Source organism: Nocardioides sp. 31GB23 (genome assembly GCF_040012395.1).
GTDB lineage: Bacteria > Actinomycetota > Actinomycetes > Propionibacteriales > Nocardioidaceae > Nocardioides > Nocardioides salarius.
Map to the genome: position 1 here is coordinate 1 of NZ_JBDYKJ010000067.1, position 26,482 is coordinate 26,482.

The following is a 26,482-nucleotide window of genomic DNA, read 5'->3' on the forward strand; positions in this document are numbered from 1 at the left end:
TTGGGCACGGTGTACATCCTTCCAGCGGCACCTCTCGGCACCACAGATCAGATGTCACCTACTCGTGCAGCAGTCCCCGTTGACCGGCCCTGATGGCATGTTGAAGGTCTTGACCAAGACGGTGATCGAGACCGCTCTGGACGAGGAGATGTCTGAGCATCTGGGCTATGACAAGCACGAGGTCGCCGGCCGCAATAGCGGGAACTCCCGCAACGGGGTCCGGACCAAGACGGTCCTGACCGACAACGTCGGGCCGATCGAGATCGCCGTCCCGCGTGATCGTGAGGGCACCTTCGACCCGGTGATCGTGGCCAAGCGCCAACGACGCCTGGGCGATGTGGACACGATCGTGTTGTCGCTGGCCGCCAAGGGTCTGACTACCGGCGAGATCAGCGCCCACTTCGCCGAGATCTACGGGGCGTCGTTATCGAAGGACACGATCTCGAGGATCACCGACAAGGTCGTGGCCGAGATGGCCGAGTGGACCTCGCGGCCGCTGGAGAAGGTCTACGCCGCGGTGTTCATCGACGCGATCTACGTCAAGATCCGCGACGGCCAGGTCGGCAACCGCCCGATCTACGCCGCCATCGGTGTCGACCTGGCCGGTCACAAGGACATCCTCGGCATCTGGGCAGGCACCGGTGGCGGGGAGTCAGCGAAGTTCTGGCTCCAGGTGTTGACCGAGCTGAAGAACCGCGGCGTGGAGGACATCTTCTTCGTCATCTGCGACGGCCTCAAGGGCCTGCCCGACTCCGTCGGGGCCGTGTTCGGCCAGGCGATCGTGCAGACCTGCGTGATCCACCTGATCCGCAACACCTTCCGCTACGCCTCGAAGAAGTACTGGGGACAAATCGCCACGGACCTCAAGCCCATCTACGGGGCACCGACCCGCGAGGCGGCTTGGCGGGCGTTCGAGGAGTTCGACGAGAAATGGGGCAAGCCCTACCCCGCGATCAGTGGCCTGTGGCGATCGGCGTGGGAGCAGTTCACCCCGTTTCTCGACTACGACGCCGAGATCCGCAAGGTCCTGTGCTCGACCAACGCCATCGAGTCGTTGAACGCCCGCTACCGCCGAGCGGTCACGGTGCGCGGCCACTTCCCGACCGAGCAGACAGCGATGAAGTGCCTCTACATGGTCACCAGATCGCTAGACCCCAAAGGCACCGGTCAGACACGATGGACGATGAGGTGGAAGCCAGCACTCAACGCCTTCGCCATCACCTTCGCGGACCGGATGCCGGCCCCGGAGAACCTCTAACAATGGAATCGCTGCTTACACCGTTCTTCGGACAGACCCCCATCGCCGAGGAACGCGCAGAGTGGATCGCCCCGGGTCTGATGGAGGCTCTCATTCCTGGGAAGGATGATGAGAGTCATGGCAGCACCGAGGAAGTACAGCGCTGAGCTACAGCAGCGGGCGACGAGGATGGCGATCGAGGCCCGGAAGGACCCCGCCTCGTCACGGGGAGCGATCAAGCGGGCCGCCGATCAGCTCGGGGTCCACCCCGAGGCGTTGCGTAATTGGGTTCGCCGGGCCGAGATCGACGGCGGGGTCCGGCCAGGCACCACGACAGATGACGCGACCAGGCTGGCCGAGCTCGAGCGTGAGGTCGGGCCCTACCCCCGGTTCTTGGACACGGGGGTTGATTACGCAGCGGTTGGCAGCGTAGCGGTGTAGCTGGTCTCGTAGGCGATCGGGGACTGGTAGCGGCACCAGGAGTGGCGCCGCTTGGTGTTGTAGCGGGTCAGCCACTTGAACAGCTGGCGGCGGCAGCTGAGTTCGTCGGGCCAGCAGGCGGCGTCTTGGAGGATCTCGCGCTTGAGGGTGGCGTTGAACGACTCGGCGAGCGCATTGTCAGCTACGACAACGCGATGGCCGAGGCGCTCAACTCGCTGTTCAAGGCCGAATGCATCCGCAATCCGGTCATGCGTCCCAAGGGCGGCTGGAAGTCAGTCAGCGACGTCGAGATCGCAGTCGCTGAGTACACCGACTGGTCACGATATGCAGGTGATCCGTTCCCGGGTCGTCAGGACTCGGGAGGAGGGTTGCCGTATCGATCGGGGACTCCTCCATGGTCTTCACGCCGTGTCTGCTGCGCACACCTCGTCCGGGCGGCGGTGAGCTGATCCGGCTGGGTCATCCGCTGCTGGATGCCTACTTGGATCTCGTCACGGCCAGGGCTCGACCGAACACGGTGATCGCGACGGCCTTCGATCTGAAGGTCTTCTTCACGGTGGTCGGAAGGGACCCCGTCGAGGTCACCGTGAGCGATGTGTTGGCCTTCATCAAAGCTCAACGCGAACCGCGACACGGTGCCAAGGTGGTGCGGATCGAGGACGGCGAACAAGGGCTGTCGGCGCGCACGATCAAACGCAGGCTCGCGAGCATCGCTGGGCTGTATGAGTATTTGATCATCCGCGGCGACACTGCTGTGGCCCAGAACCCAGTTCCTCGCGGTCTGGCGGTGCGGCGTCCTGGTCAACGAGCTGTGCGGGGTGTCCCGTTGATCCGCGCACCACGCACGCTGCCGCGGGTGATCGATCCGGTCCAGGCCGACGCTTTCGTCGCTGCGCTCCGTACGCGCCGCGACCGGGCGATGGTCGAGGCGATGCTGCTCGGCGGGCTGCGCCGGTGTGAGGTGCTCGGTCTACGTCTGGGCGACGTTCGGCCCGGTGAGAGCCGACTCTTCGTCGCTGAGGGCAAGGGCGGGCATCAGCGCATCGTGCCGGTCTCCCAGCGCTTCTTCGCGACCCTGGGCGGCTACCTCGACGAGGAGAGGCCTGAGGTCGCGATAGATGATCACGTCTTCGTGGTGCTGAAGGGACCTCGACGCGGCCAGCCGCTGTCGGCGGCTGGGTTGGACGAGATCGTTTCCGGCGCCCGGCGCCGCGCCGGGATCGAGCAGCTGACCTGCCACCAGCTGCGGCACACGTGCTTCACCCGGCTCCGTGAGGCCGGGATGGCGCTGGAGGCCATCCAGGCACAAGCCGGCCACCGCTCGATCGAGTCGACCCGGATCTACCTCCACCTGGCCAACGACTGGCTCGCTGAGGAGTATCGGCGCGCTAGCGAGGCGATCGACGCGCAAGGCATCGGCGATGACAGTCGTGACCTTGTCGACGACAGCGGTGAGTACTGATGCCGGCTGCGGTGCCGATGTCGGCCAGTCAGGGACAGGTCGAGCAGTACCTGTCCGCGATGAGGATGCTGGTTCGAAAGACCGGTCGTTCGACCACGCAGGCTGCCCACACGTTCGCGCGCCGAGTGGACCGGGCCGGTGGCTGGAGCCAACTCGCAATAGTCGAGCAGGCTGACGCGATCGGCAAGGCACGCTCGTTTGCCTCTTGGCTGCTGGTCACCGGCCAGCTCACCATCAGAGCCGACTTGATGACCGACATCGACCTGCGCCTGGGCATGGTCGCCCGCGGACACTGCCCCGACACCTATGCCTGGTTCCTCGAGGCAGCTGAGCGACTTCGACTGCAGCACGCGGACGTCAGCTTGCAGTGGAATGCGCTGATGAAGGCCACGGCCGTCACCGGGGTCGCACCACAGCGGCTCACCGATCACGACTTCGCCACCGCACGCGACGAGATCGTCACCGCCTATGCCCGGCGCGGGATGTCCAGCTCGGGACGGAACATGTCGGCGATCTTCACCCGCTTGCGGCTCACGCTGTTCCACGACGGTCAACTGACCCAGCCCAAGCGACACGTCGCCAAGGCGCCGGTCACCATGACCGGTTGGAGCGATGCGCCAGAGGAGTTCGCCGACGCCGCGCGCCGCTACATCGCCCAGGTCGAGCTGTCACTGAGCCCGAACACGATCCACGGCATCGACCAGGCTCTGCGCGAGTTCGGGACCTGGATCGGAGCGAACCGGCCCGACGTCGCCACCTGCGCCGACCTGACACGTAGCCACATCGAGGACTACAAGCTCTGGCTCGGGGCACGGCACGGTCGCTACACCGGCAAGCCGCTGAAGCGAGTCACGATCAAGAACCGGCTGATCAACCTGCACTGCTTCTTCGACCGGATCACCGAGTGGGGTTACCCCAATCCTCCACAACGGCCACTGCTCTTCACCGGGGACCTCCCGATCATCGACAAGCCGTTGCCCCGCTTCCTCGATGACGCCGCGGCCGCGAAGCTGAGGCGCACCAGCCGAGCTGATCCCGACCCGCTGTCGCGGCTCATCGTTGAACTCCTCGCCCGTACCGGGATCCGCAAGGGCGAGCTCCTCGCCCTGAACGTCGATGCCGTCGTCCAGATCGGGTCAGCGTTCTGGCTGCGGATCCCGGTTGGGAAGCTCCACAACGACCGCTACATCCCGTTGCACCCCCCAGCTCAAGGAGATGCTCGACGACTGGATCACGAACCACCGTCCGACCGGGCTACGGTCCCAGCGACTCCTGCTGGAGAACAACCGACCCGTCAGCAGCCTTCGGGTATCGACCGCCTTGAGCAGGCTGTCCCACGAAGCCGGCATCGGCCACGTCACCGCCCATCAGCTCCGCCACACCCTGGCCACCCAAGCGATCAACCGCGGCATGAGCATCGATGCCATCGCAGCCCTGCTCGGACACAAGACCCTCGCCATGACAATGATCTACGCCCGGATCGCCGACAAGACCGTTGCTGAGGAGTACTTCAACGTCACCGAGAAAGTCGAAGCCCTCTACGACCGATCCCGGCGACTCGAATCCGACGATGAAGGCAGCGAGATGCGGAAACTACGCGGCGAGATGCACCGCCGCATGCTCGGCAACGGCCACTGCGCCCGACCCGTCGAGACCGACTGCCACTTCGAGTCGATCTGCGAGTCCTGCACCTTCTTCGTCACCACCATCGAGTTCCGACCCACCCTGCTAGCCCAACGCGACGACGCCCAGAGCAAGGGCCAAGTCGCTAGACAGAAGATCTTCGACGGGCTCCTCGAGCGCCTCGACCACGACGCGTCATGACACGGGCCTTGACACGATCACCTGCATAAGTTCAACCACAGGCGCCTGCACGGCAAACTTGGCCACGTCCCGCCCGCCGAGTTCGAGGCCAACCACTGGGCGGCCCAGGCCACCGAGCACTACCGTGAGAACCCGGTCCTCATCGAGGTCGGAACCAACTAACCGAGCCTCCACGAAACCCGGGGCGATTCAGGGTTCAGAAGTCGTGCCCGCCCGGCATGCCGTACAGGTCCAAGCTGGTGGCGCCGGCACGAAGCTCGGCGATGATCGTCGCCTCCTTGTCCTCGCGAGCCTGGGAGGCCGCAAGAACCTGCGCCTCGTCGGCGGCGGGAATCACCACGAGGCCGTCGAGGTCGCCGACCACGAGGTCACCGCGGCGTACCGACGTCTCGCCAAACACGACCTCGAGCGGCGTCCCGCCGCCGAGCTCGGGGTTCTTGATCGTGCCGCGCAGGCACGTCAGGGCGGAGAACACTGGGAAGCCGACACGACCCAGGACCTCAGTGTCACGCACGCCGCCGTCGATGACGAGACCGCCCAGACCCCGCGCCTTGGCGGCTTCGCTGAGGATCTCGCCCCAGTAGCCGAACTCGTCCGTGCCCGTGGTGGCGACCACCAGGACGTCGCCAGGGCTCGCGGCGTAAACGGCGCGGTGCAGCCAGAGGTTGTCGCCGACGGGGCACAGGACAGGGAAGGCCGGGCCGTCGACGATCGCACCGGGGTAGGCCGGACGAAGCCGCGCGGGTAGGGCGCCGATCCGACCGGCCGCCTCGTGCACCGTCGCGGAAGAGAACCGAGGCGCAGTCGAGGGGGCGGATGAGGCCGATGGGTCAGTGGCGAGCGTCACGGCTCGACGGTAAGGGGAAGCGATGTTGAATGCAATAGCGCATTCACATGTGGTTCAACTGAACCCTTCGACCTCGACGCGTCGACTCCACGAGCGCGACGACCGCGGCCTGGGTCTCTCGTCCCCACCGTCCCGACTGCTCCAGCGGGACACCGGCACGCGCAGCGAGCAGCTGGTCTACAGCGACCGTGTTGGCGTCACCGTCCGGTACGTCGACCAGGGTGCGTCCCTCGGCGGTGGAGACCTCGAGTCCATGCGCGACCTGGCGGACCTCACCCTCCCCGCACACTGCCACCACGACCCCGGCGTCGGTAGGGACCCACGGCCGCTGCGTGGCGCACCGCTCGCACGGCTCGTGCACGCGGTCCACAGACGGGTCGATCCGCCCGTAGCCGTCGTAGGTCAGGGAGGCGAAGACACCGCCCTCGAGCTCCACGTCGGCCGTATAGTAGCCGATACCGGGCCGGGTCCTCGACCACGCACCTGCCCGGGCGCGCACGGACGTAACCCGCGCTCCTCCGGCGAGGGTGCGCACCACATCGAGCTGGTGCGGTGCCTGGTTGAAGAGCAGTCCGCCGCCCAGCGCCTCGTCGAGGTCCGCAGCGCTGCGCGGCCGGGCCAGCCAGGCAGTGAAGGAAGCGCTCTGTACCGTGCGCAGCTCCCCGATCCGGCCGGAATTTACCACCGCCCGCATTGCGCGGAAGGCCGGGTCCAGGCTGCGTACCCCGCCGGCGAGCAGCAACACCCCCGCCGCGGCGGCGGCCGCGACCATCGCGTCGCAGTCGGCGACCGACACGGCCATCGGCTTCTCCACGACGACGTCGGCGCCGGCCGCGACCGCGAGCAGGACGTGCTGGCGGTGCAGCCGGGTGGGTGTAGCGACCCACACGACGTCGGCCCCGGCCGCACACAGCGCCTCGACGCTCTCGTGCACGAGACCGCCAGTCGCCTCGACGAACCACTCACGAGACGCCGGGTCGGGGTCGGCGCCGGCGACGAGCTCGACCCGCGGATCCTCGAGCAGTGACTCGACGACCAGCCGGGCGGCGAGACCGAGCCCGGCAACCCCGACCCGCAGCGGTGCCGAGCTCATCGCTTGCTGGCGCGCAGCAGCTCCTGTAGCCGACGCACAGAGTCCTGGGCAGCACCGGCGTCCCGCTCTCCGATGTGGTCGTGGCCGACCCAGATCTCGGCCTTGAGATCCTCGAGCAGGGTGCGTCGCGCGGAGGAGCCGTGATCGAGGTTGCTGAGCTCGATCACCACCTGGCGGTAGGCCGCGTCGAACTCCGCCTCACGGAAGAAGAACTGCTCGTCAGCCTCGGTGAGCGACAGCCGGTGGAGAAGCCCGTCGAGGCTGGGAGCGGTCAGGAAGTCGTCCTCCCAGACCACCACGTCCACGTCGCTGGTGGAGCGGCCGGTGATGTCCATGCTTCAGTTGCCCTTCGAGTGATGACGGCACCCGTGCGGGTGCCCTGATGGATAAGATCGTGACATGACGTCCGATTACTCGGATCCGAAGCCGACGCGCACGAGGCCTGCTCCGGCGTCCTCCTCGTCCCTCTCGTCGGTCGGCAACGCCCTGCTGCTTCTCGAGCACCTCGAGCACAACGGGTCCATCTCCGTCACCGAGACGGCCCGCCTGCTCGGAGTCGGCATCTCGTCGGCCCACCGGCTGCTGCGCACCGTCACCGATGCCGGCTTCGCGGTGCAGCGACGCTCGGGAGGCAGGTACGAGGCGGGGCACAAGCTGCTAGACATCGCCCTCGGTGCCCTGTCGCAGATCAACCTGCGCGAGATCGCCTACCCCCACCTGGAGGAGCTGAGCCGGCGGATCCCGGCGCAGATCTGGTTGATCCGGATGGACTCCTCGCGGGCCACCTCGCTCGACGCCCACCTGACGTCGGGGGTGCAGCTGGCCACTCCGGACTTCATCGCCAGCCGCCCGCTGCACACCCTGGCCTCCGGCAAACTGCTGCTCTCGACGCTGACCGCAAGCCACCTCAATCGTCTCTACCCGCACGAGCGGCTGCCCCCGGTGACGGCGCGCTCGATCACCTCCAAGGACCAGCTTTTCAAGGAGCTGGCCGCGGTGCGCCGGGCCCACTACGCCGTCCAGTTGGGCGAGAACATGCTGCCTTCGGGTGCGATCGCGGTCTCGGTCTACGGCTTGACCGGCGAGATCCTGGGTGCGCTGACCGTGAGTGGTCCGGTCGAGGAGTTCGACCGGGTCGGCCTGCACGAGCGACTGCCTCTCGTGCGCAGCGCTTCGGTCGCCATCACCGACGACATACACGAGCGGCTGCGCCAGCGCTGAGACCCCGGACCCGGTGACTGGTCCTGTCACAGGTCGAGCCTCAGTAGGCCGTCCTTGGCCCGACTGACGCAGATCATCATCGACTCGTTGCCCTCGCGCTCCTCGTCGGTGAGGACCGTGTCGCGATGATCGGGTAGGCCGCCGAGCACCCGCACCTCGCAGGTGCCGCAGTAGCCCTCCTGGCAGGAGTAGACGACAGGCGCGTCGTCCTTGATCGTGTCGAGGATGCTCTGGTCGGCGGGCACCTCGACGGTGCGGCCGCTGCGCACCAGTTCGACGGTGATCGGCGCGTTGACCAGCGACTCGTCGATGTCACCGGTAACAGCGGAGAACCGCTCCATCGACAACCGTCCCTGGAGACCGCGGGTGGCGCACGCCGCCTCCACCGCCTCGAGCATCGCGCCCGGCCCGCAGGCACAAACGACCCAGCCCTCGGGCAGGTCGTCGAGCAGCGACCCGAAGTCCGGGATGCCCTGCTCGTCCTGCGGCACCAGGGTGAGCTGGTCGCCGAGGCTGTCGACGAGTTCGTCGACGAAGGCCATCGCGCTCGCGGTGCGCCCGCCGTACACGACACGGACGGGCACGCCGACGGCCATCGCGCGGGCGACGACGGGAAGGATCGGTGTCACGCCGATGCCGCCGGCCAGGCAGAGATAGCCTGCGGCGTCCGGGACACGGAAGAGGTCGCGCGGTCGACTGACCTCGACCTGGGCACCGACGCGGACCTGGTCGTGGATCTCGAGCGAGCCGCCGCGACCGGTGTCCTCGCGGAGCACGGCGATCCGGTAGGACCCGGGCTCGTCGAGCGGTCCGCACAGGGAGTACTGCCGCAGCAGCCCCGAGGGCAGCCGGACCTCGACGTGGCTGCCGGGGACCCAGGCGGGCAAAGCGTCGCCCGTCGGGTCGGCCAGCTCGATCGAGACGACGTTGTCGGCCTCGAGCCGCATCTGGCGCACTAACATAGGGCGGTGGCTGGTCGCGTCGCCGTCGGCGCCGGGGGCGTGTGCTTCGGTGATGGTCACGTCACACCTTCATGGTCTGTCGGCGGGGGGAGCGGTCGGCAGGCGGTGAAGCCGGGCGCGCGAGGCGCCCGGACATCACATCGTGGCGGTGCCGAGGGTCTCGTCGTACTTGTCGAGCACGCTGGAGAAGTCGTCGAGTTCGGTGACGACCTCCAGCGGGCGGAGCTTGTAGAAGTCAGGCTCATGCGGCACCGTCGGGTTCTCCCCCTTCTGCAGCTTGCGAGCCATGTTGATCAGCAGCCGGCGCGCCGACAGCGCCGCCACGTCTGCGGTGCCGAGGTGCTCCTTGCTGCGGTCCACGATCTGCCCGCCCATGCCCTCCTGGAGGCTGCGGTCCTGCTCGTTGACGCCCCAGATACCGGTGAAGTTCACGTCGCGCTGCATGTCGCGGTCGATGTGGTAGTCGTTCTCGCGGTTGGCCGTGGGCACCCAGCCGTCGATGATGTAGCCGTCGGGCAGGGTGTAGGGTCGGCGCTCAACCCGCGGCGGGAACCCGCCGCCTTTCCAGAACTGTCTGACCTCGTCCTCGCTGAAGGGTCGGTCGTCGCGGCACTGGTAGTGGAAGGTCCAGGTGTGCTCGTCGTCGATCGGCACCCAGCAGCGGCCCGCGCCACCGGAGGCGGTCCCCGGGATCATGCTGTACATCGGGAAGAGCCACTTGGTCACGCGCCAGTAGTACTCCTCGTCGAGGGTCCGGCGCGCGCCGTAGCAGAAGCCGTACGACGTCTCCAAGAGGCTAAGTCGCGGAGCACCATCGAGGGCAGCCCGGTCCAAGACAATGGGCGACTGCGCTACCAGCGCCTCCGGGTTGTAGGCCTCCTTACTGGAATGCAGGAACGAGATGTGGCTGGTGTCGATCTCGCCTTCCATGCCTTGGGCCCAGTTGGTGCGCTGCAGCCACTTCGCAACGAACTGGTGGCCCTCCGGGGCGGTCACCCACTCGAACTGCGGGATCCGCTCAGGCTGGTGCTCGGCCGGGCCCATGTAGATCCACACGACGCCGCCCTGCTCGTGCGTGGGGTACGCGACCTGCTTGATCCGCTGCTTGAACTGACGCCCGGGCGGCTCGTTGGGCATGTCGACGCAGTTGCCGTCGACGTCGAACTTCCAGCCGTGGTAGGCGCAGCGGATGCCGCACTCCTCGTTGCGACCGAAGAACAGCGGCGCCTGGCGGTGCGGGCACCGGGCACCCATGATCCCGACCTTGCCGTTGGTGTCGCGGAACCCGACCAGGTCCTCGCAGAGTAGCCGCAGGCGGATGGGGTCCCCGTCGTTAACGGGCAGCTCGTCGCTCGTCATGGCGGGCAGCCAGAAACGTCGGAAGAGCTCGCCCATGGGCGTGCCCGGACCGACCCTCGTGAGAGTCTCGTTGTCCTCGACAGACAGCATGGCGAATTCCTTTCGGTTCGTAGATCGAGCCCGGCCGCCGCCCCGCAGACCGGCGGCCGGCAGGCGGGGTCAGGCGGGGTCGGACAGGCTCCAGGAACCCGTGGCGCCGTCGTAGCGCATCATCACGTAATTGCCGGTGTCACTGCCCCGGTGGTTTTCGTCGCTGTAGCTGAGCGTCCAGTTGAGTCCCTGGAAGTCGGTGAGACCGCTGAGGTAGTCGAGCATCTTCTGCTTGTCGCCACCGCCCTCCTCTAGCGTGGAAGAAATCAACTGGAAGGAGTCGTAAACACCCTGGACGACGAAGGAGGGCGCGGCGCCGGTCTCCTTCTCAAACGCGGCCTGGAAGTCCTTGACCTGCTGGGCGCGCTCGGCGTCCTCCAGCTCGTCGGGCAGCCACGAGGGCGCGACGGCGAACTCGAGGTCGGTCGGCAGGAAGTCCTGGGCGGCCTCGAAGAACGAGGACGTCGTGTTGGACCAGATCATTGCGGTCGGGATGTCAGACATGCCCAGCAGGTCAAGGCCCTTGAGGGCCACGCCGGCCGCCGCGCCGGAGGCCGCGACGTATACGTAGTCGGGGTCGGTGTTCTTGAGTCGGTTGAGCTGGGCGGAGACGTCGACGTCGGTCGGCGCCATCGTCTCGACGGTGATGTCGAGGTCCATCTCTTCGTTGAGCTCGTTGAGGTTGTCGACGGCGGTCTGGCCGGTGGTGTCGCTGGCGGCGAGGACGGCGACCTTCTGGTAGCCCTTGGCCTTCGCGTACTCCAGCGTGGTGCGGTCCAGGTCGATGGCCGAGCCCGAGGCGGTGAAGACCGAGGAGCCCGCCGGCGGGTCGACGTAGGGCGAGGAGGTGATCGTCGGCGGGCCGGCCTGGAGAACGGCCTTGGCCGCCTCGAAGGTGCCTCCGAGGATCGGACCGAAGACCATGTCGACCTGGTCCTGCTGGACCAGCTTGCGCGCACAGTTGGCCGCGCCCTCGGGCGTGGTCTCGTCGTCGCACACGACGTACTCGATGTCGACGTCCTGGGCGTCCGGGTCGATGTCCTGGAAGACCTTCAGGGCGGACTCGAAGTCGGTGCCGATCAGCGAGGCGGGACCCGTCAGCGGCAGGATCACGCCGACCTGGTAGTTGCCGTCGGCGCCGCTGGACGCGGTGTCGTCGCCCCCGCCGCAGCCGGCCATCGCGAGCGCCGAGACGCCTGCTATCGCGGTGGCGAGGATCTTGCTCTGGTATGCCTTCATCTGTGCTTGTTCTCCCTAGCTTCCAAGGAACGCGGAACGGATGCTCTCCGCGTCGTTCATCTCGCTGGAGTCGCCCTCGAGAACGACTCGACCGCCGCTGAGCACGTAGGACCTCGACGAAACCCGGGTGGCGGCGGCCACGTTCTGTTCGGCGACCAGCACGGTCAACCCGCGGCGGTTCACCTCGGCCAGTGCCTCGAACACCTGAGCGATCAGGCGCGGCGCCAGGCCCAGCGACGGCTCGTCGAGCAGCAGCAGGCGCGGGCGGGCGACGAGGGCACGGGCGATGGCGAGCATCTGCTGCTCGCCGCCCGACATGGAGCCGGCGAGCTGGGTGAGCCGCTCGGCCAGGCGTGGGAAGAGCTCGAAGGTCTCGGCGAACGCCGCGGCAGCGTCGCTCGCCGTACGGCGTCCGGGCAGCGCGTCGAGCTGGAGCCGGAGGTTCTCCTCCACTGTCAGGTCCGGCACCAGGGCACGGCCCTCGGGGACGATCCCGACGCCGGACCGGACGAGCTGGTGGGTCTTCGTACGACGCCTCGGCTCACCGTCGATGAGCACGTCGCCGCTGACGACGTCGGCGGCACCCATGATCGCCTTGAGCAGCGTGGACTTGCCCGCGCCGTTGGGGCCGAGCACGGAGACCAGCTCGCCGGCGGCCACCTGCATCGAGACGCCGCGCAACACTTGCACCTGGCCGTACCCGGCGACGAGGTCGGTGACGACGAGGCTGCTGCTGCTCGCAGCCGCGCTCTTGCTAGACGCCGAGGTAGGCATCGAGCACCTCCTGATTGTTGCGGACCGACTCGGGCGTGCCCGAGCCGATGACTTTGCCCTCGCTGAGGACGACGATCTCGTCGCTGACCCCCATCACAAGGCCCATCTCGTGCTCGACGAGCACGATGGCCAGCCCCTCGGAGGCGAGACGGCCCAGCAGCGCGGAGAGTCGCTCGATCTCGTCGGGGAAGAGCCCGCCCGCGGGCTCGTCAGCCAGGAGCACCGTCGGTGCACCGGCCAGGGCACGGGAGAACTCGAGCATCTTCTGGTGCCCGGTGGACAGCAGTCGCGAGGGCACGTTCTCGAGGTGGGCGATGCCCGTCGCGGCGAGGGCGGCCCGGCCGGCCTCGACCATGGCGCGCCGCTCGGCGAGAGTCGAGCCGACGAGGCCGCGAACCATCCCCGAAGACGAGCGACGGTAGGCGCCGAGCGTGGCGACCTCGAGCGCCGTCATGTCACCGGGCACCCGGGGCAGCTGGAAGGTCCGGGCCACGCCGAGGCGGGCGCGGGCGTCGGCGCCGACGGCTGTGACGTCCTGGCCGCCCAGACTGACGGTGCCGTCCGAAGCGACGGTGCTGCCGGCGAGCACGCTGAGGCAGGTGCTCTTGCCGGCGCCGTTGGGCCCGATCAGCCCGAGGATCCGGCCGGGGGCCACCGCGAGGGAGACGTCGTCGAGGGCCCGCAGGCCGCCGAAGCTCCGACCGACGCCGTCGGCGATCAGGATCGCCGTGCGCGGGGCACCCTCGACCTCGGCGGTCGTCATCAGAGCTGCGGGAGCGTCGACCAGGTCGGCTGGCACCTCGTACTCGGCCAGGTCCGTCGCGCTCGGCGTGCCGGAACCGTGGCGGACCCGGCCCACCAGAGCGGTCACCCCACCGACCAGGCCGCGCGGCACGAGCAGCACCAGGACGACGATCGCGCCGCCGTAAATCGTGAGGTGGTACGTCGCCGGCGCGGTCTGACCAACCCACTCGATGGCCGGGATGCCCAACACCGCGCCGAACACCGTGCCGAAGCCGCCCAACAGCAGTCCGATGATCGCGTCCAGCCCGCCGGTAAGGCCGAGCACGGGCGGGGCTACGTACAGCAGCGTGTGGGCGTAGAGCACGCCCGCGACGGCGGCGAAGGCGGCGGAGAGCACGAACACCTTGAGCTTGACGGCGAACGCCGAGACGCCGATCGCGGCGGCCAAGTCGGGGTCGTGGCCGACCACCGTGGCAGCCGACCCGAAGCGGGAGCGGACCAGGCGCAGCGAGAGCGCGACCACGACCGCGACCACGATCCACACCACTGAGAAAAGCCGCTCGGGCGTGGCCAACGTGAAGCCGCCGATGGTCAGGGGGGTTGAGACCCCCAGGCCGGAGGGACCACCGAGCTGGTCGGGCAGGCCGTTGGCGAGCGCTTCGGCACCGATCGCGAGGGCGACGGTGGCGAGCGCGAAGTAGTAGCCCTCGAGCCGGAGCACGACCAGTCCGAGCACCGCGGCCACGGCCGACGTGCCGACGATCGCGACCAGGGCCCCCAGCCAGGGCGACTCGGTCCAGCGCGCGCTGGTGATCGCCACGATGTAGGCGGAGACCCCCATGAACATGGTCTGGCCCAGCGAGAGTTGGCCGGTGTAGCCGAGCAGTAGGTCGAGGCCGACGCCGACGATGACCAGGATGCCGGCGAAGGTGATGATCGACAGCCAGTAGGGCGAGAACACGAGCGGGCCGACCAACGCGATGACCGCGATGGCCGCGAAACTGATGCCGACCAGGCGGGCGGCGCCGAGGCGGGCCGTGAGCGAGGAGCGGGTCAGGGCCAGCGGCGTCACGGGACGGCGTACGGCGCGGGTGGCCCGACGGGTTGCAAGGAAGCCGGTAACGCTGGCGCTGCCACCGGCTCGCACGATCAGCAGCACGATCAGCAGGCTGAGCGCGACCGGCGTCTTGAAGGCAGCGTCCCAGTAGTAGGAAACCATCGACTCGGTGACGCCGAGCACGACCCCGCCGATCACGGCGCCGGTCGCCGAGCGCAGCCCGCCGAAGGCGGCCGCGATGAAGCCGTAGATGGTCAGCAGCAGGCCGGACTGGTAGTCGACGAAGACCAGCGGCGCGACGAGGCCCCCGGCGAGCGCGCCGGCGGCGCCGGCGAGGCCGTAGGCCGCCATCGAGAGGGAGCGCACGTCGATGCCGAGCAGGCCGGCGCGCGAAGACAGCGCCGAGACGGCGCGCATCTTCCGACCGATACCCGTGCGCTGGAGCATGTACCAGAACAGGACGCACACGAGCGCCGTCACGGCCCACAAGATGATCGTCTGGATGCTCAGGCGGGCGCCGAGAAAGTTGACAGGCTCGCGGTCGATGACCTCCGGCAGGCTGCGCTGGCCGGTTCCCCACAGGAGCTTGGCGACGCCCGACATCAACAGGGCCAGGCCGAGGGTGCCGAGCAGTTGCGCGGCGTGCGGCGCCTCGGCAAGCCGTGAGAGCACGACCCGATTGAGGGCGGCGGCCAGCAACCCGATAGCCACAACCGCGAGGAGCAGCGCGACCGGGAGAGGCACCCCGAGGGCGATGAGGGTGGTTGCGGACAGCGCGCCCCAGACGTAAAACTCGCCCTGGACGAGATTGACGATCCCCGAAATTCGGAAGACCAGGACGATGCCGAGTCCGAGCAGCGCGTAGATCGCGCCGACGGTAAGACCGCCGATCAGGCTCTGGACCATGTGTGTCTCCTCCTCATCCCGGACTGGCCGGTCGAATCCGGATGGTTCGTCTGGCGCTGCACGCCACGACACGAACGCGGGCGCCCTGCGAGCGACGCGACCGGTTCGTCGACGGCCCACCAGAGTCGACCGGGGCGCTTACACGCGGCGACACCGCCCCGACCCAGGGACCTGTGACGTCGGACACTTACAGCCAGGCAGCCCAAAGTCGAGATCGCGGTCACGATCTTCCGCTATGCGGAAAACTTAGGTTGACCTGCGCAAACCGCCAATGCGTGCAAGATTGCATTCAGAATTGTTCGAGTTTACGGTGGTGGCTCACACCACAAGGAGGACGTCCATGATCGTGATTTGGGGAGGTACGGGCTTTATCGGCCTGCACACCGCTGCGGAGCTCATCGAGCAGGGAGAGCAGGTGGTGCTGACCACCTACTCGCGACACCGCGAGACGCCGTACCTCCGGGCCGCCGTGGAGCGTGGTGACGCCGTGCTGGAGCCGGTCGACCTCCGGGACGCGGACAGCGTGATGGCGGTCGCCGACAAGTACCGGCCGACCAGCATGATCGACATCAGCGGCTACCCGCCCAAGGAGATGGACCCGGCCGACGAGGTCCGTTCCCGCGTCGCCAACTACGTCAACGTCCTCGAGGCGGCCCGCAAGCTCGACGTCGAGCGGCTCACGATGACCAGCTCGTTCGACGTCTACTACGGACTTCCGCAGACCAAGCTGCCGTACCGCGAGGACGAGCCCGTGCCCCTGCAGGAGTCCGAGGACCACTTCATCGTTCAGTCCTGGGCCAAGAAGACCCTCGAGTCAATCGCCAGCATGTACCGCCGCCAGCAAGACCTCGACATCGTCACCGTGCGTCCCGCCGGCGCCTTCGGCCCGATGTACCGCACGTTCCTCAACGTGCCGAGCCGGATGGTCCGCGCCGCAGTCAAGGGCGACGAGCCGACCTTCCCTCGCGAGCCCGACGGCCGTCCGCGCGCGGACTTCGGCTACGACCAGCTCTATGTCAAGGACATCGCCCGAGCCATCGCCGGACTGCACCTCAAGAAGGACCTCGCGCACCCCGTCTACAATATCGGCAGCGGCGAGGTGCTGACCAACGAGCAAATCCTCCACGCCGTCCAGGCCGCGGTACCGGGCTTCGACTACGAGCTCGCGCAGACCCCCGCTGACGAGCCGCCCGCGCTGAAGATGGTCGTTGACGTGACGCGTCTGCGCGACGAGCTGGGGTTCGAGCCGCGCTATAGCGTGACCGAGGCCATCGGCGAGTACGCCGAGTGGCTGCGAGAGCACGAGCTCTGAGGCGGGCTCGCTTCCCGCGCCCCACGGCCGACGAACGAGGACAGCCACCGGACCGACCGTCCGGTGGCTGTTCTGCTCCTTAGAAATAGACCGAGCTACGTGCGCTACCGGAGCGCAGCCGGACATGGTCGACCGCCGACGCCAGGACTTCGTTCTGGGCAGTCGGCGTGCTGCTCATTGCTTTCGAGGGTCACGAAGCACCCAGGTGTCCCAACGGTCTAGGTGTCACTGACACGGCCATCGGTGGATGCCGGCCTCGAGCGGCCGTTTCAAGTCGCCCGCGATGACCATAGTTGCCCCCCCCCCTTCGCCGAGGGCGCAAGGCTGCACACCACATCAGTCGGCGGCGATACCAGCGAGGAACGTTGGCCGACATCCTCCGGCCGGCAGGACTGACCGCGCAACATAAGACCACCACTGACCATCAGTCAGCGAGCGCCGCGACGCCTCCCGGCGGGTCTGAATCAGAGCGGCTTGGCGAGCTGGTCGCTCAGCGCGTCCAGCTCGTCGGCGCTGCTGAGACCGGCGGCAAAAAGCCACGCCTTGGCCCCACCGTGGCGCCGGTCCAGCTCGTCGAGGTAGCGCAGCGCCGCCTCGGGCTCGGCGCGCTTGGCCTCAACAGGCATCGCCGAGAGCCGCTCGCCGTACGTCGGGAGGGCGATGAGAAGGTCGAAGACCCCGTTCAGCTCCACGGAGCCCGAGGCGTAGTCCTCGGCGATCGCCGCTCACTCAACCCCGATGGCGTCGAGCACCATCATCATCGCCGCACCCGTGCGGTCCTTGCCCACGGTGCAGTACACTAGCGCGCGCACGCCTTGCGGCTCGGCCAGCGCGCGGACCAGCGCCACGATCTCGTCCTGGGAGTGGTCAAGGTAGGCGAGGTAGTGCGGGGCCAACGGGTCTTGGTCGGCGAAGCGCGGGACGGGTGAGCCCTCCTGCACGGTCGAGGCGACGACCAGCGGCACCGAAAGGCGTCGGTGGTCGGAGACGGCGAGACCGCCCTCGCCCTCAGACGTGCCCTCGGCCGGCGACCGCAGGTCGGCCACGAGCCGCAGGCCGAGCTCGTCAGCGAGGGCCCGGCCGTCGTCCTCGGTAAGCAGCTGCGGGGTGCCGCTGCGGTAAGGCACGCCATCACGGACCCGGCGCCCGTCGGTCGTCGGCAGCCGCGCATGCCCCGCAGGTTGAGGACCCGGGGCGCCTCATGCGTGCCGCCGACGATGCACCGACTGGAACACCTGGTACTCCGCGAGGCCCTCCGGACCGAACTCCACGCCCAGCCCGCTCTCCTTGCGACCGGCGCAGGGCGCCGCGTGGTTGGACGCGTTAAAGGTTGACGCTGATGTTACCGGTCTCGATCCTCCGGGCGACCTCCACGGCGCGCTGCTCGTCGACGCCGAAGACCGCGCCCCCAAGGCCGTAGCGACTGTCGTTGGCGACCGCGACGGCATGGTCGGCGTCGTCGTAGCGCAGGATGCTCAGGACCGGACCGTAGATCTCCTCCTGGGCGATCCGCATGCCGGGGTCGACATCGCGGAACACCGTCGGAGCCACGAAGTAGCCCTCGTCGAGATGGGCCGGCCCTGGAGGCAATAATGACACGCTCTCGCCCCTGCTGACCCGCGAGAACGGCTCCCCGGTCCTCGAGACGGGGAGCGCCGGCCACCACGCGGCGGTGCAGTTGCGGCACTACGCCGACCAGACGTCATACGTCGAGGACGAGGTCCGCCCGTTCGTGGGCCTCGACGCCGAGGCCGTCGTACGTCGGCTCCCGGTCGGGGTGGCAGGCTTGATTGCGCCGTGGAGCTACCCGCTCGGCCTGGTCCTCACCAAGCTCGCGCCGGCGCTGATGGCGGGGTGTACTACGGTCATCAAGCCCGCGCCCGAGACGCCGACGCACGTGCGTGCCCTGGTCGCGGTGGCCAAGACCGCGGGCCTGCCGACCGGAGTGAATAACGTCGTCACCGGCGGCCCGGCCACCGGTGCCGCCCTGGTGGAGCATCCCGACGTCGACAAGGTCGCGTTCACGGGCTCAACCGCTACTGGACGGGTTATCGGCAAGACCTGCGGGCGGATGTTGCGACCGGTGACCCTTGAGCTTGGCTGCAAGTCGGCCGCGGTGCTGCTGGACGACGGGGACCTGGACCTGCTGGCGAGCTCGGTCATCCGGCTGAGCCTGCGAAACAGCGGCCAGACCTGCTACGCGTGTACCCGGCTCCTCGCCCCCGCGTCGCGCTACGAAGAGATCGTGGACCGGGTGGCCGATGCCGTCGGGTCCGCGCCGCATGGCGATCGCCTCGGTCCCTCTACAGTGTTCAGTCCGGCGGTGTCCGCGCGTCAGCGCGAGCGCGTCGAGGGCTACATCCGGATCGGGCAGCAGGAGGGTGCGCCGCCGTCACCGGCGGGTCGCGGCGTCGGCGAAGGCCCGCGGCCGCGCCCGCGCGGCACGCTGGGCGACGGGGGTGGGACTCCAGGCCGGCAGGGCCCGGCGGGCCGCGGCGACGACCCGGTTCACGTCGGTGTCGTCGCCGTCGGGCACGCGGGCGTGGAGTTCCTCGCTCGCCGGGTCGACCACGTCGATGCGGTTCTACGCCGAGGCGGCGACCCACCCGCCGCCGACGTAGATGTCGTCTTACAGCTCGATCGCCGACGTCGAGGTCATCCGACGACGCCGACCGGGGCACCGACGTTGTCGAGCGCGACGATGCCGGCCGCGGTGTTGGACACCGGGATGTGGTAGCCGGAGTAGCCCTCGACCACCTTGTCCGAGAGCGCGCCCCGCATCACCAGCCACATCACGAGCTCGGCTCCCTCGGACCCGGCCTCGTGGATGTACTCGGTGTTGGTGAGCCCGGCGAGCCGGTCGGGGTGGTCGACGATCTCCTCGAGGAAGCGCCTGTCGAACACCTCGTTGATGTGCCCGGCCCGGCGACCCTGCAGCTGGTGCGACATGCCGCCCGTCCCGATGACGCCGACTCGGCGTTCCTCGCCGAACGACGCGACAGCACGACCGATCGCCCGACCGAGGTCGAAGCAGCGCTGTGCGCTGGGCGTCGGCTGCTGCACGACGTTGACCGCGATGGGGACGACCCGCACGGGCCACTCCTGGGGGCTGCCGAACAGCACCGTCATCGGCACGGTGAACCCGTGGTCGACGTCGAGCTGCTGGCAGACCGCGAGGTCGAAGCCTTCGGGAATGACCTTGTCGATGAGGTGCCACGAGAGGTCGAGGTCGCCCTCGGCCACGGCCACCTGACGCGGCCCGTAACCCTCGTCGGCCGGCGCGTAGGAGGGCGCGGCGCCGATGGCGAAGGTCGGCAGCAGCTCGAGCGAGAACGCCGAGGCGTGGTCGTTGTAAATCACGATCAGCGTGTCGAGCTCGCGCTCGGCCACCCAGTCCCGGATCGGGGCGAAGGTGTCGAAGACGGTCGCCGTGGGACCGCCCGAAGTCCCCTCCATCATCGCGCCGAGCGCCGGGATGTGGGACACGCCGACTCCGGCGACGACCTCAGCCATGGGGCTTCCGCCCGCCATTACGCATCATCTCGATGAACTCCTCGGTGGTCTGACCGGCCATGCTCGCCACGATGTCGGGCACCTTGAGCCCGTCGACCATGCCGATCTTGTAGATGAAGTAGATGTTGCCGCCGAGCTCAATCATCCGGTGGAAGTCGCGCCGGCGTACCGCGTCGCGCTGCTCCTCGTCGAGGCCGAAGCGCTCCATGAACGTTTCCGGCTCGGCGACGAACGCCGCGCGCTCGGCCTCCTTGTTGAGGGCGATCGCGAGATTGTTCAGCGGCAGCCCGACCCGGGACCGGCGACCGTCGAAGACGACGGTGCCGGGGATCTCCCCCTCGATGTCCGGATCCGGCGCCCGCTCGCTCAAGCGTCCACCCGGGACAGGCGCTTCGCAAGTCGCGGGAACGCGGCGAGGGCGTTGTCCTCGAAGATCGCGCGGCGGTCGGCGTCGCTGAGGAAGGCGATCCTCTCGACGACGGGCTTGATGTCGTCGAAGTGGTGACCGGTGTCCGGGTTCATCGCCGAGCCGCTGCCTGGGCGCTCGGTGCCGAAGAGCACCCGGTCCGGGCCCACGGTGCGCAGCAGCAGCTCCAGCGAGGCCGGGTTGTGCAGCACGCTGTCGAAGTAGAACCGGCGCAGCGAGACCTCGAAGCGCTCCTCGTCCTCGTTGCCACCCAGCAGCGGCAGCAGCCGCTCGGCCTGCCAGCGACCGATCTGGTAGGGCACCGACCCGCCGCCATGGGAGATCATGATCTTCAGCTCGGGGTAGCGCGCGAAGACGTCACTGCGCAGCAGCGACAGGATCGCGATCGACTCCTCGGTAATGAAGTGCTCACTGTAGGACTCGCGCCCGGAGTAGCAGCCGGCCGAGTGGATTTGCATCGGCACGTCGAGCTCGATCAGCTTCTCGTAGAGCGGCCACCAGTATTCCTCGTTCAGGGTCGGCGTGACGCCGGTGCCTTCGGCGGGGTCGGGGTTGACCACGACGCCGACGAAGCCGAGGTCGTCGACCGCGCGGTGCAGCTCGGGGAAGGCGTGCGAGACCGGCTGACCGTGCGCGATGGGGAGACCGGCGACGCCAGCGAAGCGGGTCGGGTGCATCGCGACGGTGCGGGCGATGACGTCGTTGTGGGCGGCGATCCACGGCTCGACCAGCGACACCGGCGTCATCGAGTGACCCATCTGGTAGGGCCGCGGCGAGAGCAGCTGCACATCCGTGCCGACCTCGTCGAGGGCCGCGACGTTGATCGCCGCGCACGCGGACACGTCGTCATCGCTCACCTTCGGCGAGCCGAAGTGGTAGCCGCCGTTGGCGAGCAGGTTGGCCCGGAACGCGTACAGACCGTCCGGGGCGACGAGGTGGGCGTGGGCGTCGATGATCATCGGTCGTGCCTTTCGAGGTGTTCGAGGTTGGCGACCAGCTCGCACTGGAGGTGCTGCGCGGCCGAGAGCTGCTGGACGAGGGTGTGACGTGCCGGTCGGCTGGCCGGGTCGGGGAAAGCCGCGACCCAGTGCTCGTCGATCAGTTCGCGGATCGAGCGGTCCCTGACGAAGAAGGTGCACTTCGCGATGTCGCCGAGGGTGCCGCCGGCGGCCTCGACGAGCGCAGCGATGTTGTCGAAGATCAGCGCGACCTGGGTGGCGGCATCCCCGGGGATCTTGCCCTCTCGGTCCATGCCGTTGATGCCGCTGGACATCAGCAGGGAGCCCACGAGCGAGGCCTGCGGGATGGGGGCGCCGCCGTGGTGGAGTCCCTCGACCTCGATCGAGCGTCGCCAGGTCGGCTTCGGGGTGCTCATCAGTTCCTCCGAGTCTGCAGCGCGTGGTAGCCGGCAGCGGCTCGGGCGTCGCGCAGAGTGGCACCGGCCTCGACGGCCTGGCGGATGGCGTCCTCGGCGTCGCGGATGCCGACGGACAGGTCGATCACCTCGGAAATCCGGGCGGCGGGCACGCACACGACGCCGTCTGCGTCGCCCAGGAGGTAGTCAGCCGCCTCGACGCAGACACCGCCGACGGTGACGGGGACGTCGTAGTTCTCGACCCGAACCCGGTCCTTGCCGGTCCGCATCCAGCGCGAGCGGGCGTAGACCGGGTAGCCGAGCTCCACGGCGCGGTCGGAGTCTCGGCAGACGCCGTCGATGACGGTGCCGGCCAGGCCCTTCTGCGAGGCGGTGGCAGTGAGCAGGTCTCCCCAGACGGTGGTGTCGAAACGGGCGGCGTTGTCGATCACGACGGCGGTGCCGGGAGCGAGGTCGTCGATGTAGTCGCCGACGGTGCCGCCGGTCCCGGTGATCGGGACGTAGCGCACGGTGAACGCGCGCCCGGCCAGCCGGTCGGTGCGCTGCAGCGGGAGCAGGCCGGCGATCTGCCCGGGGATGCCCAAGCGGTCCATGGCATCGCTGACGTGGCTGGTGTCGAGCAGCAGCAGGTCGCGCAGCGTCGGGTCGAGGGTCTCGGTCATCGGCTGGTGTCCTTCTGGGTGGTGGTGAGGAGGATTTCGTAGTCGGCGCCCATGACGTCAACCATGGGGATCCCCTGGTCGACCCGCTCGACCATGGCGCGCTCCTTCGCGACGACGAGCTCGGCCTTGTCGAGCACGGCGTCGATCGAGCCGGCCGGGACGAAGACCACGCCGCTGCCGTCGGCGACGACGTAGTCGCCGGGACGCACCGCTATCCCGGCGATCTCGACGTCGATGTTCCAGTCGCGCTCGACGACGCGGCTGCGCGCGGTGACGGGTACGCCGGTGACGGCGAAGACGGGAAGACCGAGGGCGGTTGCCTCGTCGACGTCGCGCACGGCACCGTCGACGACGATGGCCTCGATGCCGCGGCGACGGGCGCCCGCGCTGAGCACCCCGCCCCAGCCCGAGACGTGCGGGCGCCCGGCGTGGGCGACCACGATCACGTCATCGGGACCCGAGGCGTCCACCGCGGCGGTGCCGAGGTGGCGTGGGGCGGTTACGGTACCTGCCTCGACGAGCTCCAAAGTGACGGCGCGTCCGGCGACATGGTGGCGCCCGGTGACCGAGTGCAGGCCCAGCGCCGCACCGACGAGCCCGAGGGCGTCCAGCGCGTCCGAGACGGCGCAGGTGTCGAGCGCCCTGAGGCGCGCGACGCGGGTCGCGTCCGACGTCACTGGGGGTTGATCGGCAGCCATCAGTTGCACGTCCTCAGGTATCGGGGGCACGAGGTGACGCTACTTGCATTTCTGATTGAATGCAATCTTGCATTCGCTTCAGGCGCGGGCCCCCATCTCCCCCCAAGACAGCAGGGTCGTGAGTTCGGCAAGCACGCTCGCGAGCGCCGCCTCCACGTCGCCCCCCGAGGCACCCGCGCCGATCTGGCCGAACCAGACCTCACCTCGGCGTTGGGCAGGCGCGGCTGGTCATTCATCGCCGCGCGGACGTCCTCCGCGTAGCGAAACAGCGACCGAAGCCGGCCCGCGTCTTTCTCGTCGTTCCACCAGATGGGAGCCGTGTCACCAAGCCGTCGGAAGAGGTCGTGCTGACGACCTGAGGTGAAGACTTCGAGGTCCATCAGGTCAATGCCGTCGGTCAGCGCTGAGCCCACGTGCCGCCTTCCTTCGTACCGCCGCGGCCCTATGGGAGCATGGCGAGCTGCCTGCATGGACTTTCGAATTCAGTTCTGAAGACAATAGGGTGTGTCCTACGCCGCTGCAACCCCGAATATGACTGGGTCATGGTCGGCGACAAACCAACTTGACACCTATCGGACATCGACCAACTGCCAAGAGGGGCGCACAGATGAGCACGGAGACCGAAAAGTACCGCCAGGCCCGCGACCTACTGCAGAGCCTGTCCAGCGACTACTCGAAGGCGGTCCAGGATTTCGTCTGGCCTGACTTCGGCGACCGCTTCAACTGGGCCATCGACTGGTTCGACGCGTTTGCGCGCGGCAACGACAGCATCGCGCTGTGGATCGTGGAGGAGGACGGCAGAGAGGCCCGCTACACCTTCGACGAGATGGCGCGACGCTCCGACCAGGTAGCGGCCCACCTGAGCGGCATCGGGGTCGGTCGTGGCGACCGGGTCCTGCTCATGCTCAACAACCAGGTCGAGCTCTGGGAGGCGATGCTTGCGGTGATGAAGATCGGTGCGGTGATCCTGCCGACCACGACGGCGCTGGGCCCCGTTGAGCTGGTCGACCGAATCACCCGTGGCGGCGCCCGGCACGTGATCGTCAACGCCGTCGACACCGCGAAATTCGACGGCGTCGCCGGCGACTACACCCGCCTCGCGGTGGCCCCCTCCGGCGCCGCTACCCCCGAGGGCTGGCTGTTGTACGCCGACGCGTACGCGCTCGGCGTACCGGCCGCCGAGCACCCGGGTACCGCCCCGAGCGACCCGCAGCTACTTTACTTCACCTCCGGGACGACCAGCCGCCCCAAGCTCGTCGAGCACACCCAGGTCTCCTACCCGGTCGGGCACCTCGCGACGTCGTTCTGGCTCGCGGCCAAGCCCGGCGACGTGCACCTCAACATCTCCTCGCCCGGCTGGGCCAAGCACGCCTGGTCCTGCTTCTTCGCGCCCTGGATCGCCGAGGCGACGATCTTCATCTACAACTACTCGCGCTTCGACGCGGCCGCCCTGCTCGGCCAGTTGCGTCGGGCCGGGGTCAACACCTTCTGCGCTCCCCCGACCGTATGGCGGATGCTGATCAAAGCCGACCTGTCGGGTGGTCCCGGCGCACTGCGCGAGCTGCTGTCCGCCGGAGAGCCCCTCAACCCGGAGGTGATGAACCAGGTTCGCGAGCACTGGGGCCTGACCATCCGCGACGGCTTCGGCCAGACCGAACTGCCGCTGGCCGTCGGCAACGTGCCCGGCATGCCCGTCAAGCCCGGCTCGATGGGGCTGCCGCTGCCCGGCGTGCCGATCGTCCTGGTCGACCCCTTGACCGGCGAGCCGGCCGACGAGGGCGAGATCTGCGTCGACCTTTCTCGGCGACCGATGAGCCTGATGACGGGCTACCAGGACGATGAGGAGCGCAACGCCGACGCGATGCGCGGCGGCTACTACCACACCGGTGACGTGGCCTCCCGCGACGCCGACGGCTACATCTTCTACATCGGCCGCACCGACGACGTCTTTAAGGCGTCCGACTACAAGATCTCGCCCTTCGAACTCGAGAGCGTCCTGATCGAGCACCCGGCCGTCGCCGAGGCCGCGGTCGTGCCGGCGCCCGACGAGGTGCGCCTGGCCGTGCCCAAGGCGTACGTCGCGCTGGCTCCCGGCTTCGAGCCGACCCGCGAGACCGCCGCCGACATCTTCCGCCACGCCCGCGCCGGGCTCGCGCCGTACCAGCGGATCCGGCGCCTGGAGTTCCTCGAGCTGCCCAAGACCATCTCCGGCAAGATCCGCCGCGTCGACCTGCGCGGACGCGAGGAGGAGGCCGTCACCGGCACCACCGAGGTCAACGAGTGGCGCGAGGACCAGTTCCCGGAGCTGCGCGGCGACGCCTGACCTGCATCACTCGGAGCCCTCAGAGCTCCGTAAGCTTTCAGAGGAAGGTCGGCTCCGCACCCTCGATGGTCGCCCGTCGGTGATCGGAGCTGGCCTTCAGCAACTCGGCCTCGTTGTGGGTCTCGATCGCGGCGATGATCCGATCGTGGAACTCCACGGCGGCCTTGCGGTCCGAGGAGTTCCGGTAGCCCCGGGCGATGTAGGCGTCGGCCAGCGGCCAGATGCGCTGCACCTCTTCGGAGATGAGGTTGCGTGTGGAGAGCTGCCACAGCACGCTGTGGAACTCGTGGTTCAGGTCCACGATCTCGAACCAGTCCGCGACATCGACAAGATCGGCCATCTGGGAATTGAGCTTCTTGAGCCGCGCGAGCGTCTTACCGTCCGGCCACTCCAGGGTGCGCAACAGCTCGGACTCGAGTACGTCGAGCAGGAAGTGGATCTGCGCGAGCTCGTCGTGCGTCCTCTTGGCGACGATGAACCCCTGCTGGCTGCGGTAGTCGAGCAGGCCCTGGTTGGCGAGCACCAGCAATGCCTCCCGCAGCGGCACCCGGCTGATCCCGAGCTCGGTGGCGAGTCGCTCCTGGCGCAACTGCTCTCCGGGGAGCAGCTCCCCACGCACGATGCGACGCTTGATCGCCGCGATCGCCCGGGACGTGCCGGTCTCCCGAATGACTCTCTCCGACTTCACCGCCATAATCCGGAGTGTATAGAGCAAGTCGGGTGTGAGCACCGACAGCGCCCCGCAGAGCGGTGTCCGACCCCGGCCGGTCTTCGTCGCAGGCCGAGAGGCCCTGGCGTTACCAACCCCCAGTCTTGGCCCCCCAACCCCTGTCGAGAGCCAGTGAGAACTGCCCAGGGGCGGTCATGAAACCTGCCCGGTGACGGTCACGAGATCTGCCCGGTGGTGGCCATGGGA

At 68.4% G+C, this 26,482-nt stretch carries 25 protein-coding genes and 3 pseudogenes; 9 read left to right on the forward strand and 19 right to left on the reverse strand.

Annotation, left to right across the window (positions count from 1 at the left end; translation table 11 throughout):
* Positions 1-79 precede the first annotated feature (79 nt).
* Positions 80-1,258: pseudogene (locus tag ABKW28_RS18155) on the forward strand (IS256 family transposase); the annotation flags it as partial.
* A gap of 389 nt (positions 1,259-1,647) precedes the next feature.
* Here ABKW28_RS18155 and ABKW28_RS18160 read toward each other — a convergent pair.
* Positions 1,648-1,860: pseudogene (locus tag ABKW28_RS18160) on the reverse strand (integrase core domain-containing protein); the annotation flags it as partial.
* On the opposite strand from ABKW28_RS18160, the gene ABKW28_RS18165 reads away from it, so the two are divergent.
* The 4 genes from ABKW28_RS18165 to ABKW28_RS18180 are packed head-to-tail and all read left to right on the forward strand — an operon-like array spanning position 1,804 to position 4,964.
* Positions 1,804-2,127, forward strand: a complete 324-nt coding sequence (locus ABKW28_RS18165) for a hypothetical protein (RefSeq protein ID WP_348612262.1) — start codon at positions 1,804-1,806, stop codon at positions 2,125-2,127. The pseudogene ABKW28_RS18160 and the gene ABKW28_RS18165 overlap by 57 nt on opposite strands.
* Positions 2,073-3,140, forward strand: a complete 1,068-nt coding sequence (locus ABKW28_RS18170; RefSeq protein ID WP_302710360.1) for a tyrosine-type recombinase/integrase — start codon at positions 2,073-2,075, stop codon at positions 3,138-3,140. The genes ABKW28_RS18165 and ABKW28_RS18170 overlap by 55 nt, the downstream gene beginning before the upstream one ends.
* Positions 3,140-4,642 (forward strand): phage integrase SAM-like domain-containing protein, encoded by a 1,503-nt coding sequence (locus ABKW28_RS18175; RefSeq protein WP_348612216.1) that lies wholly within the window; start codon positions 3,140-3,142, stop codon positions 4,640-4,642. Before ABKW28_RS18170 ends, ABKW28_RS18175 begins: the two co-directional genes overlap by 1 nt.
* Entirely contained in the window at positions 4,599-4,964 is a 366-nt protein-coding gene (locus ABKW28_RS18180) for a hypothetical protein (protein WP_348612218.1), read from the forward strand. The genes ABKW28_RS18175 and ABKW28_RS18180 overlap by 44 nt, the downstream gene beginning before the upstream one ends.
* Positions 4,965-5,160: 196 nt before the next feature.
* On the opposite strand, the gene ABKW28_RS18185 is transcribed toward ABKW28_RS18180, so the two are convergent.
* The 3 genes from ABKW28_RS18185 to ABKW28_RS18195 all read right to left on the reverse strand — a co-directional run bounded on the left by ABKW28_RS18185 (position 5,161) and on the right by ABKW28_RS18195 (position 7,239).
* Positions 5,161-5,742: a dimethylmenaquinone methyltransferase gene (locus ABKW28_RS18185; protein ID WP_348612220.1), complete on the reverse strand. Its 582-nt coding sequence runs from the start codon at positions 5,740-5,742 to the stop codon at positions 5,161-5,163.
* Positions 5,743-5,854: 112 nt separating this feature from the next.
* Positions 5,855-6,904, reverse strand: a complete 1,050-nt coding sequence (locus ABKW28_RS18190) for a Gfo/Idh/MocA family oxidoreductase (protein ID WP_348612222.1) — start codon at positions 6,902-6,904, stop codon at positions 5,855-5,857.
* Entirely contained in the window at positions 6,901-7,239 is a 339-nt protein-coding gene (locus tag ABKW28_RS18195; RefSeq protein WP_348612224.1) for a hypothetical protein, read from the reverse strand. The genes ABKW28_RS18190 and ABKW28_RS18195 overlap by 4 nt, the downstream gene beginning before the upstream one ends.
* Before the next feature lie 64 nt (positions 7,240-7,303).
* On the opposite strand from ABKW28_RS18195, the gene ABKW28_RS18200 reads away from it, so the two are divergent.
* A complete protein-coding gene (locus ABKW28_RS18200) occupies positions 7,304-8,125 on the forward strand; it encodes an IclR family transcriptional regulator C-terminal domain-containing protein (protein WP_348612226.1) in 822 nt (273 codons plus the stop codon).
* A gap of 26 nt (positions 8,126-8,151) precedes the next feature.
* Here ABKW28_RS18200 and ABKW28_RS18205 read toward each other — a convergent pair whose 3' ends face one another.
* From ABKW28_RS18205 to ABKW28_RS18225, 5 genes are all read right to left on the reverse strand, one after another.
* Complete coding sequence (locus ABKW28_RS18205) at positions 8,152-9,147, reverse strand: PDR/VanB family oxidoreductase (protein WP_348612228.1); 996 nt, start codon at positions 9,145-9,147, stop codon at positions 8,152-8,154.
* Between the two features lie 75 nt (positions 9,148-9,222).
* On the reverse strand, positions 9,223-10,536 hold the full coding sequence (locus ABKW28_RS18210) for a Rieske 2Fe-2S domain-containing protein (RefSeq protein ID WP_348612230.1): 1,314 nt from the start codon (positions 10,534-10,536) through the stop codon (positions 9,223-9,225).
* Positions 10,537-10,605: 69 nt separating this feature from the next.
* Positions 10,606-11,775: an ABC transporter substrate-binding protein gene (locus ABKW28_RS18215; RefSeq protein ID WP_348612232.1), complete on the reverse strand. Its 1,170-nt coding sequence runs from the start codon at positions 11,773-11,775 to the stop codon at positions 10,606-10,608.
* A gap of 15 nt (positions 11,776-11,790) precedes the next feature.
* Entirely contained in the window at positions 11,791-12,549 is a 759-nt protein-coding gene (locus ABKW28_RS18220) for an ABC transporter ATP-binding protein (RefSeq protein WP_348612234.1), read from the reverse strand.
* Complete coding sequence (locus ABKW28_RS18225; RefSeq protein WP_348612236.1) at positions 12,530-15,256, reverse strand: branched-chain amino acid ABC transporter permease/ATP-binding protein; 2,727 nt, start codon at positions 15,254-15,256, stop codon at positions 12,530-12,532. Before ABKW28_RS18225 ends, ABKW28_RS18220 begins: the two co-directional genes overlap by 20 nt.
* Positions 15,257-15,596: 340 nt before the next feature.
* Between ABKW28_RS18225 and ABKW28_RS18230 the strand changes: the two genes are divergently transcribed.
* Positions 15,597-16,568: an NAD(P)-dependent oxidoreductase gene (locus tag ABKW28_RS18230; protein ID WP_348612238.1), complete on the forward strand. Its 972-nt coding sequence runs from the start codon at positions 15,597-15,599 to the stop codon at positions 16,566-16,568.
* Between the two features lie 464 nt (positions 16,569-17,032).
* On the opposite strand, the gene ABKW28_RS18235 is transcribed toward ABKW28_RS18230, so the two are convergent.
* From ABKW28_RS18235 to ABKW28_RS18245, 3 genes are all read right to left on the reverse strand, one after another.
* Positions 17,033-17,260 carry a hypothetical protein gene (locus tag ABKW28_RS18235; protein WP_348612240.1) on the reverse strand — a complete coding sequence of 76 codons (228 nt, stop codon included), beginning with the start codon at positions 17,258-17,260 and terminating at the stop codon, positions 17,033-17,035.
* 33 nt (positions 17,261-17,293) lie between these two features.
* On the reverse strand, positions 17,294-17,731 hold the full coding sequence (locus tag ABKW28_RS18240; RefSeq protein WP_348612260.1) for a tyrosine-protein phosphatase: 438 nt from the start codon (positions 17,729-17,731) through the stop codon (positions 17,294-17,296).
* Between the two features lie 160 nt (positions 17,732-17,891).
* Complete coding sequence (locus tag ABKW28_RS18245; protein WP_348612242.1) at positions 17,892-18,167, reverse strand: aldehyde dehydrogenase family protein; 276 nt, start codon at positions 18,165-18,167, stop codon at positions 17,892-17,894.
* A 1-nt stretch (position 18,168) separates the two neighbouring features.
* Between ABKW28_RS18245 and ABKW28_RS18250 the strand changes: the two are divergent.
* A pseudogene (locus ABKW28_RS18250) lies at positions 18,169-19,305 on the forward strand (aldehyde dehydrogenase family protein); the annotation flags it as partial.
* Here the strand turns inward: ABKW28_RS18250 and ABKW28_RS18255 are convergent.
* The 6 genes from ABKW28_RS18255 to ABKW28_RS18280 are packed head-to-tail and all read right to left on the reverse strand — an operon-like array spanning position 19,224 to position 23,222.
* Complete coding sequence (locus ABKW28_RS18255) at positions 19,224-20,081, reverse strand: class III extradiol dioxygenase subunit beta (protein WP_348612244.1); 858 nt, start codon at positions 20,079-20,081, stop codon at positions 19,224-19,226. The pseudogene ABKW28_RS18250 and the gene ABKW28_RS18255 overlap by 82 nt on opposite strands.
* Positions 20,074-20,451 (reverse strand): hypothetical protein, encoded by a 378-nt coding sequence (locus ABKW28_RS18260; protein ID WP_348612246.1) that lies wholly within the window; start codon positions 20,449-20,451, stop codon positions 20,074-20,076. The genes ABKW28_RS18255 and ABKW28_RS18260 overlap by 8 nt, the downstream gene beginning before the upstream one ends.
* Positions 20,448-21,467, reverse strand: a complete 1,020-nt coding sequence (locus ABKW28_RS18265) for an amidohydrolase family protein (RefSeq protein WP_348612248.1) — start codon at positions 21,465-21,467, stop codon at positions 20,448-20,450. Before ABKW28_RS18265 ends, ABKW28_RS18260 begins: the two co-directional genes overlap by 4 nt.
* Complete coding sequence (locus ABKW28_RS18270) at positions 21,464-21,883, reverse strand: RidA family protein (RefSeq protein WP_348612250.1); 420 nt, start codon at positions 21,881-21,883, stop codon at positions 21,464-21,466. The genes ABKW28_RS18265 and ABKW28_RS18270 overlap by 4 nt, the downstream gene beginning before the upstream one ends.
* Positions 21,883-22,545 (reverse strand): RraA family protein, encoded by a 663-nt coding sequence (locus tag ABKW28_RS18275; RefSeq protein WP_348612252.1) that lies wholly within the window; start codon positions 22,543-22,545, stop codon positions 21,883-21,885. Before ABKW28_RS18275 ends, ABKW28_RS18270 begins: the two co-directional genes overlap by 1 nt.
* Positions 22,542-23,222, reverse strand: a complete 681-nt coding sequence (locus tag ABKW28_RS18280) for a demethylmenaquinone methyltransferase (protein ID WP_348612254.1) — start codon at positions 23,220-23,222, stop codon at positions 22,542-22,544. Before ABKW28_RS18280 ends, ABKW28_RS18275 begins: the two co-directional genes overlap by 4 nt.
* 628 nt (positions 23,223-23,850) lie before the next feature.
* Here ABKW28_RS18280 and ABKW28_RS18285 point away from each other — a divergent pair.
* Positions 23,851-25,566 (forward strand): AMP-binding protein, encoded by a 1,716-nt coding sequence (locus ABKW28_RS18285; protein ID WP_348612256.1) that lies wholly within the window; start codon positions 23,851-23,853, stop codon positions 25,564-25,566.
* A gap of 37 nt (positions 25,567-25,603) precedes the next feature.
* Here ABKW28_RS18285 and ABKW28_RS18290 read toward each other — a convergent pair whose 3' ends face one another.
* Complete coding sequence (locus tag ABKW28_RS18290; protein WP_348612258.1) at positions 25,604-26,260, reverse strand: GntR family transcriptional regulator; 657 nt, start codon at positions 26,258-26,260, stop codon at positions 25,604-25,606.
* Between the last annotated feature and the right edge of the window lie 222 nt (positions 26,261-26,482).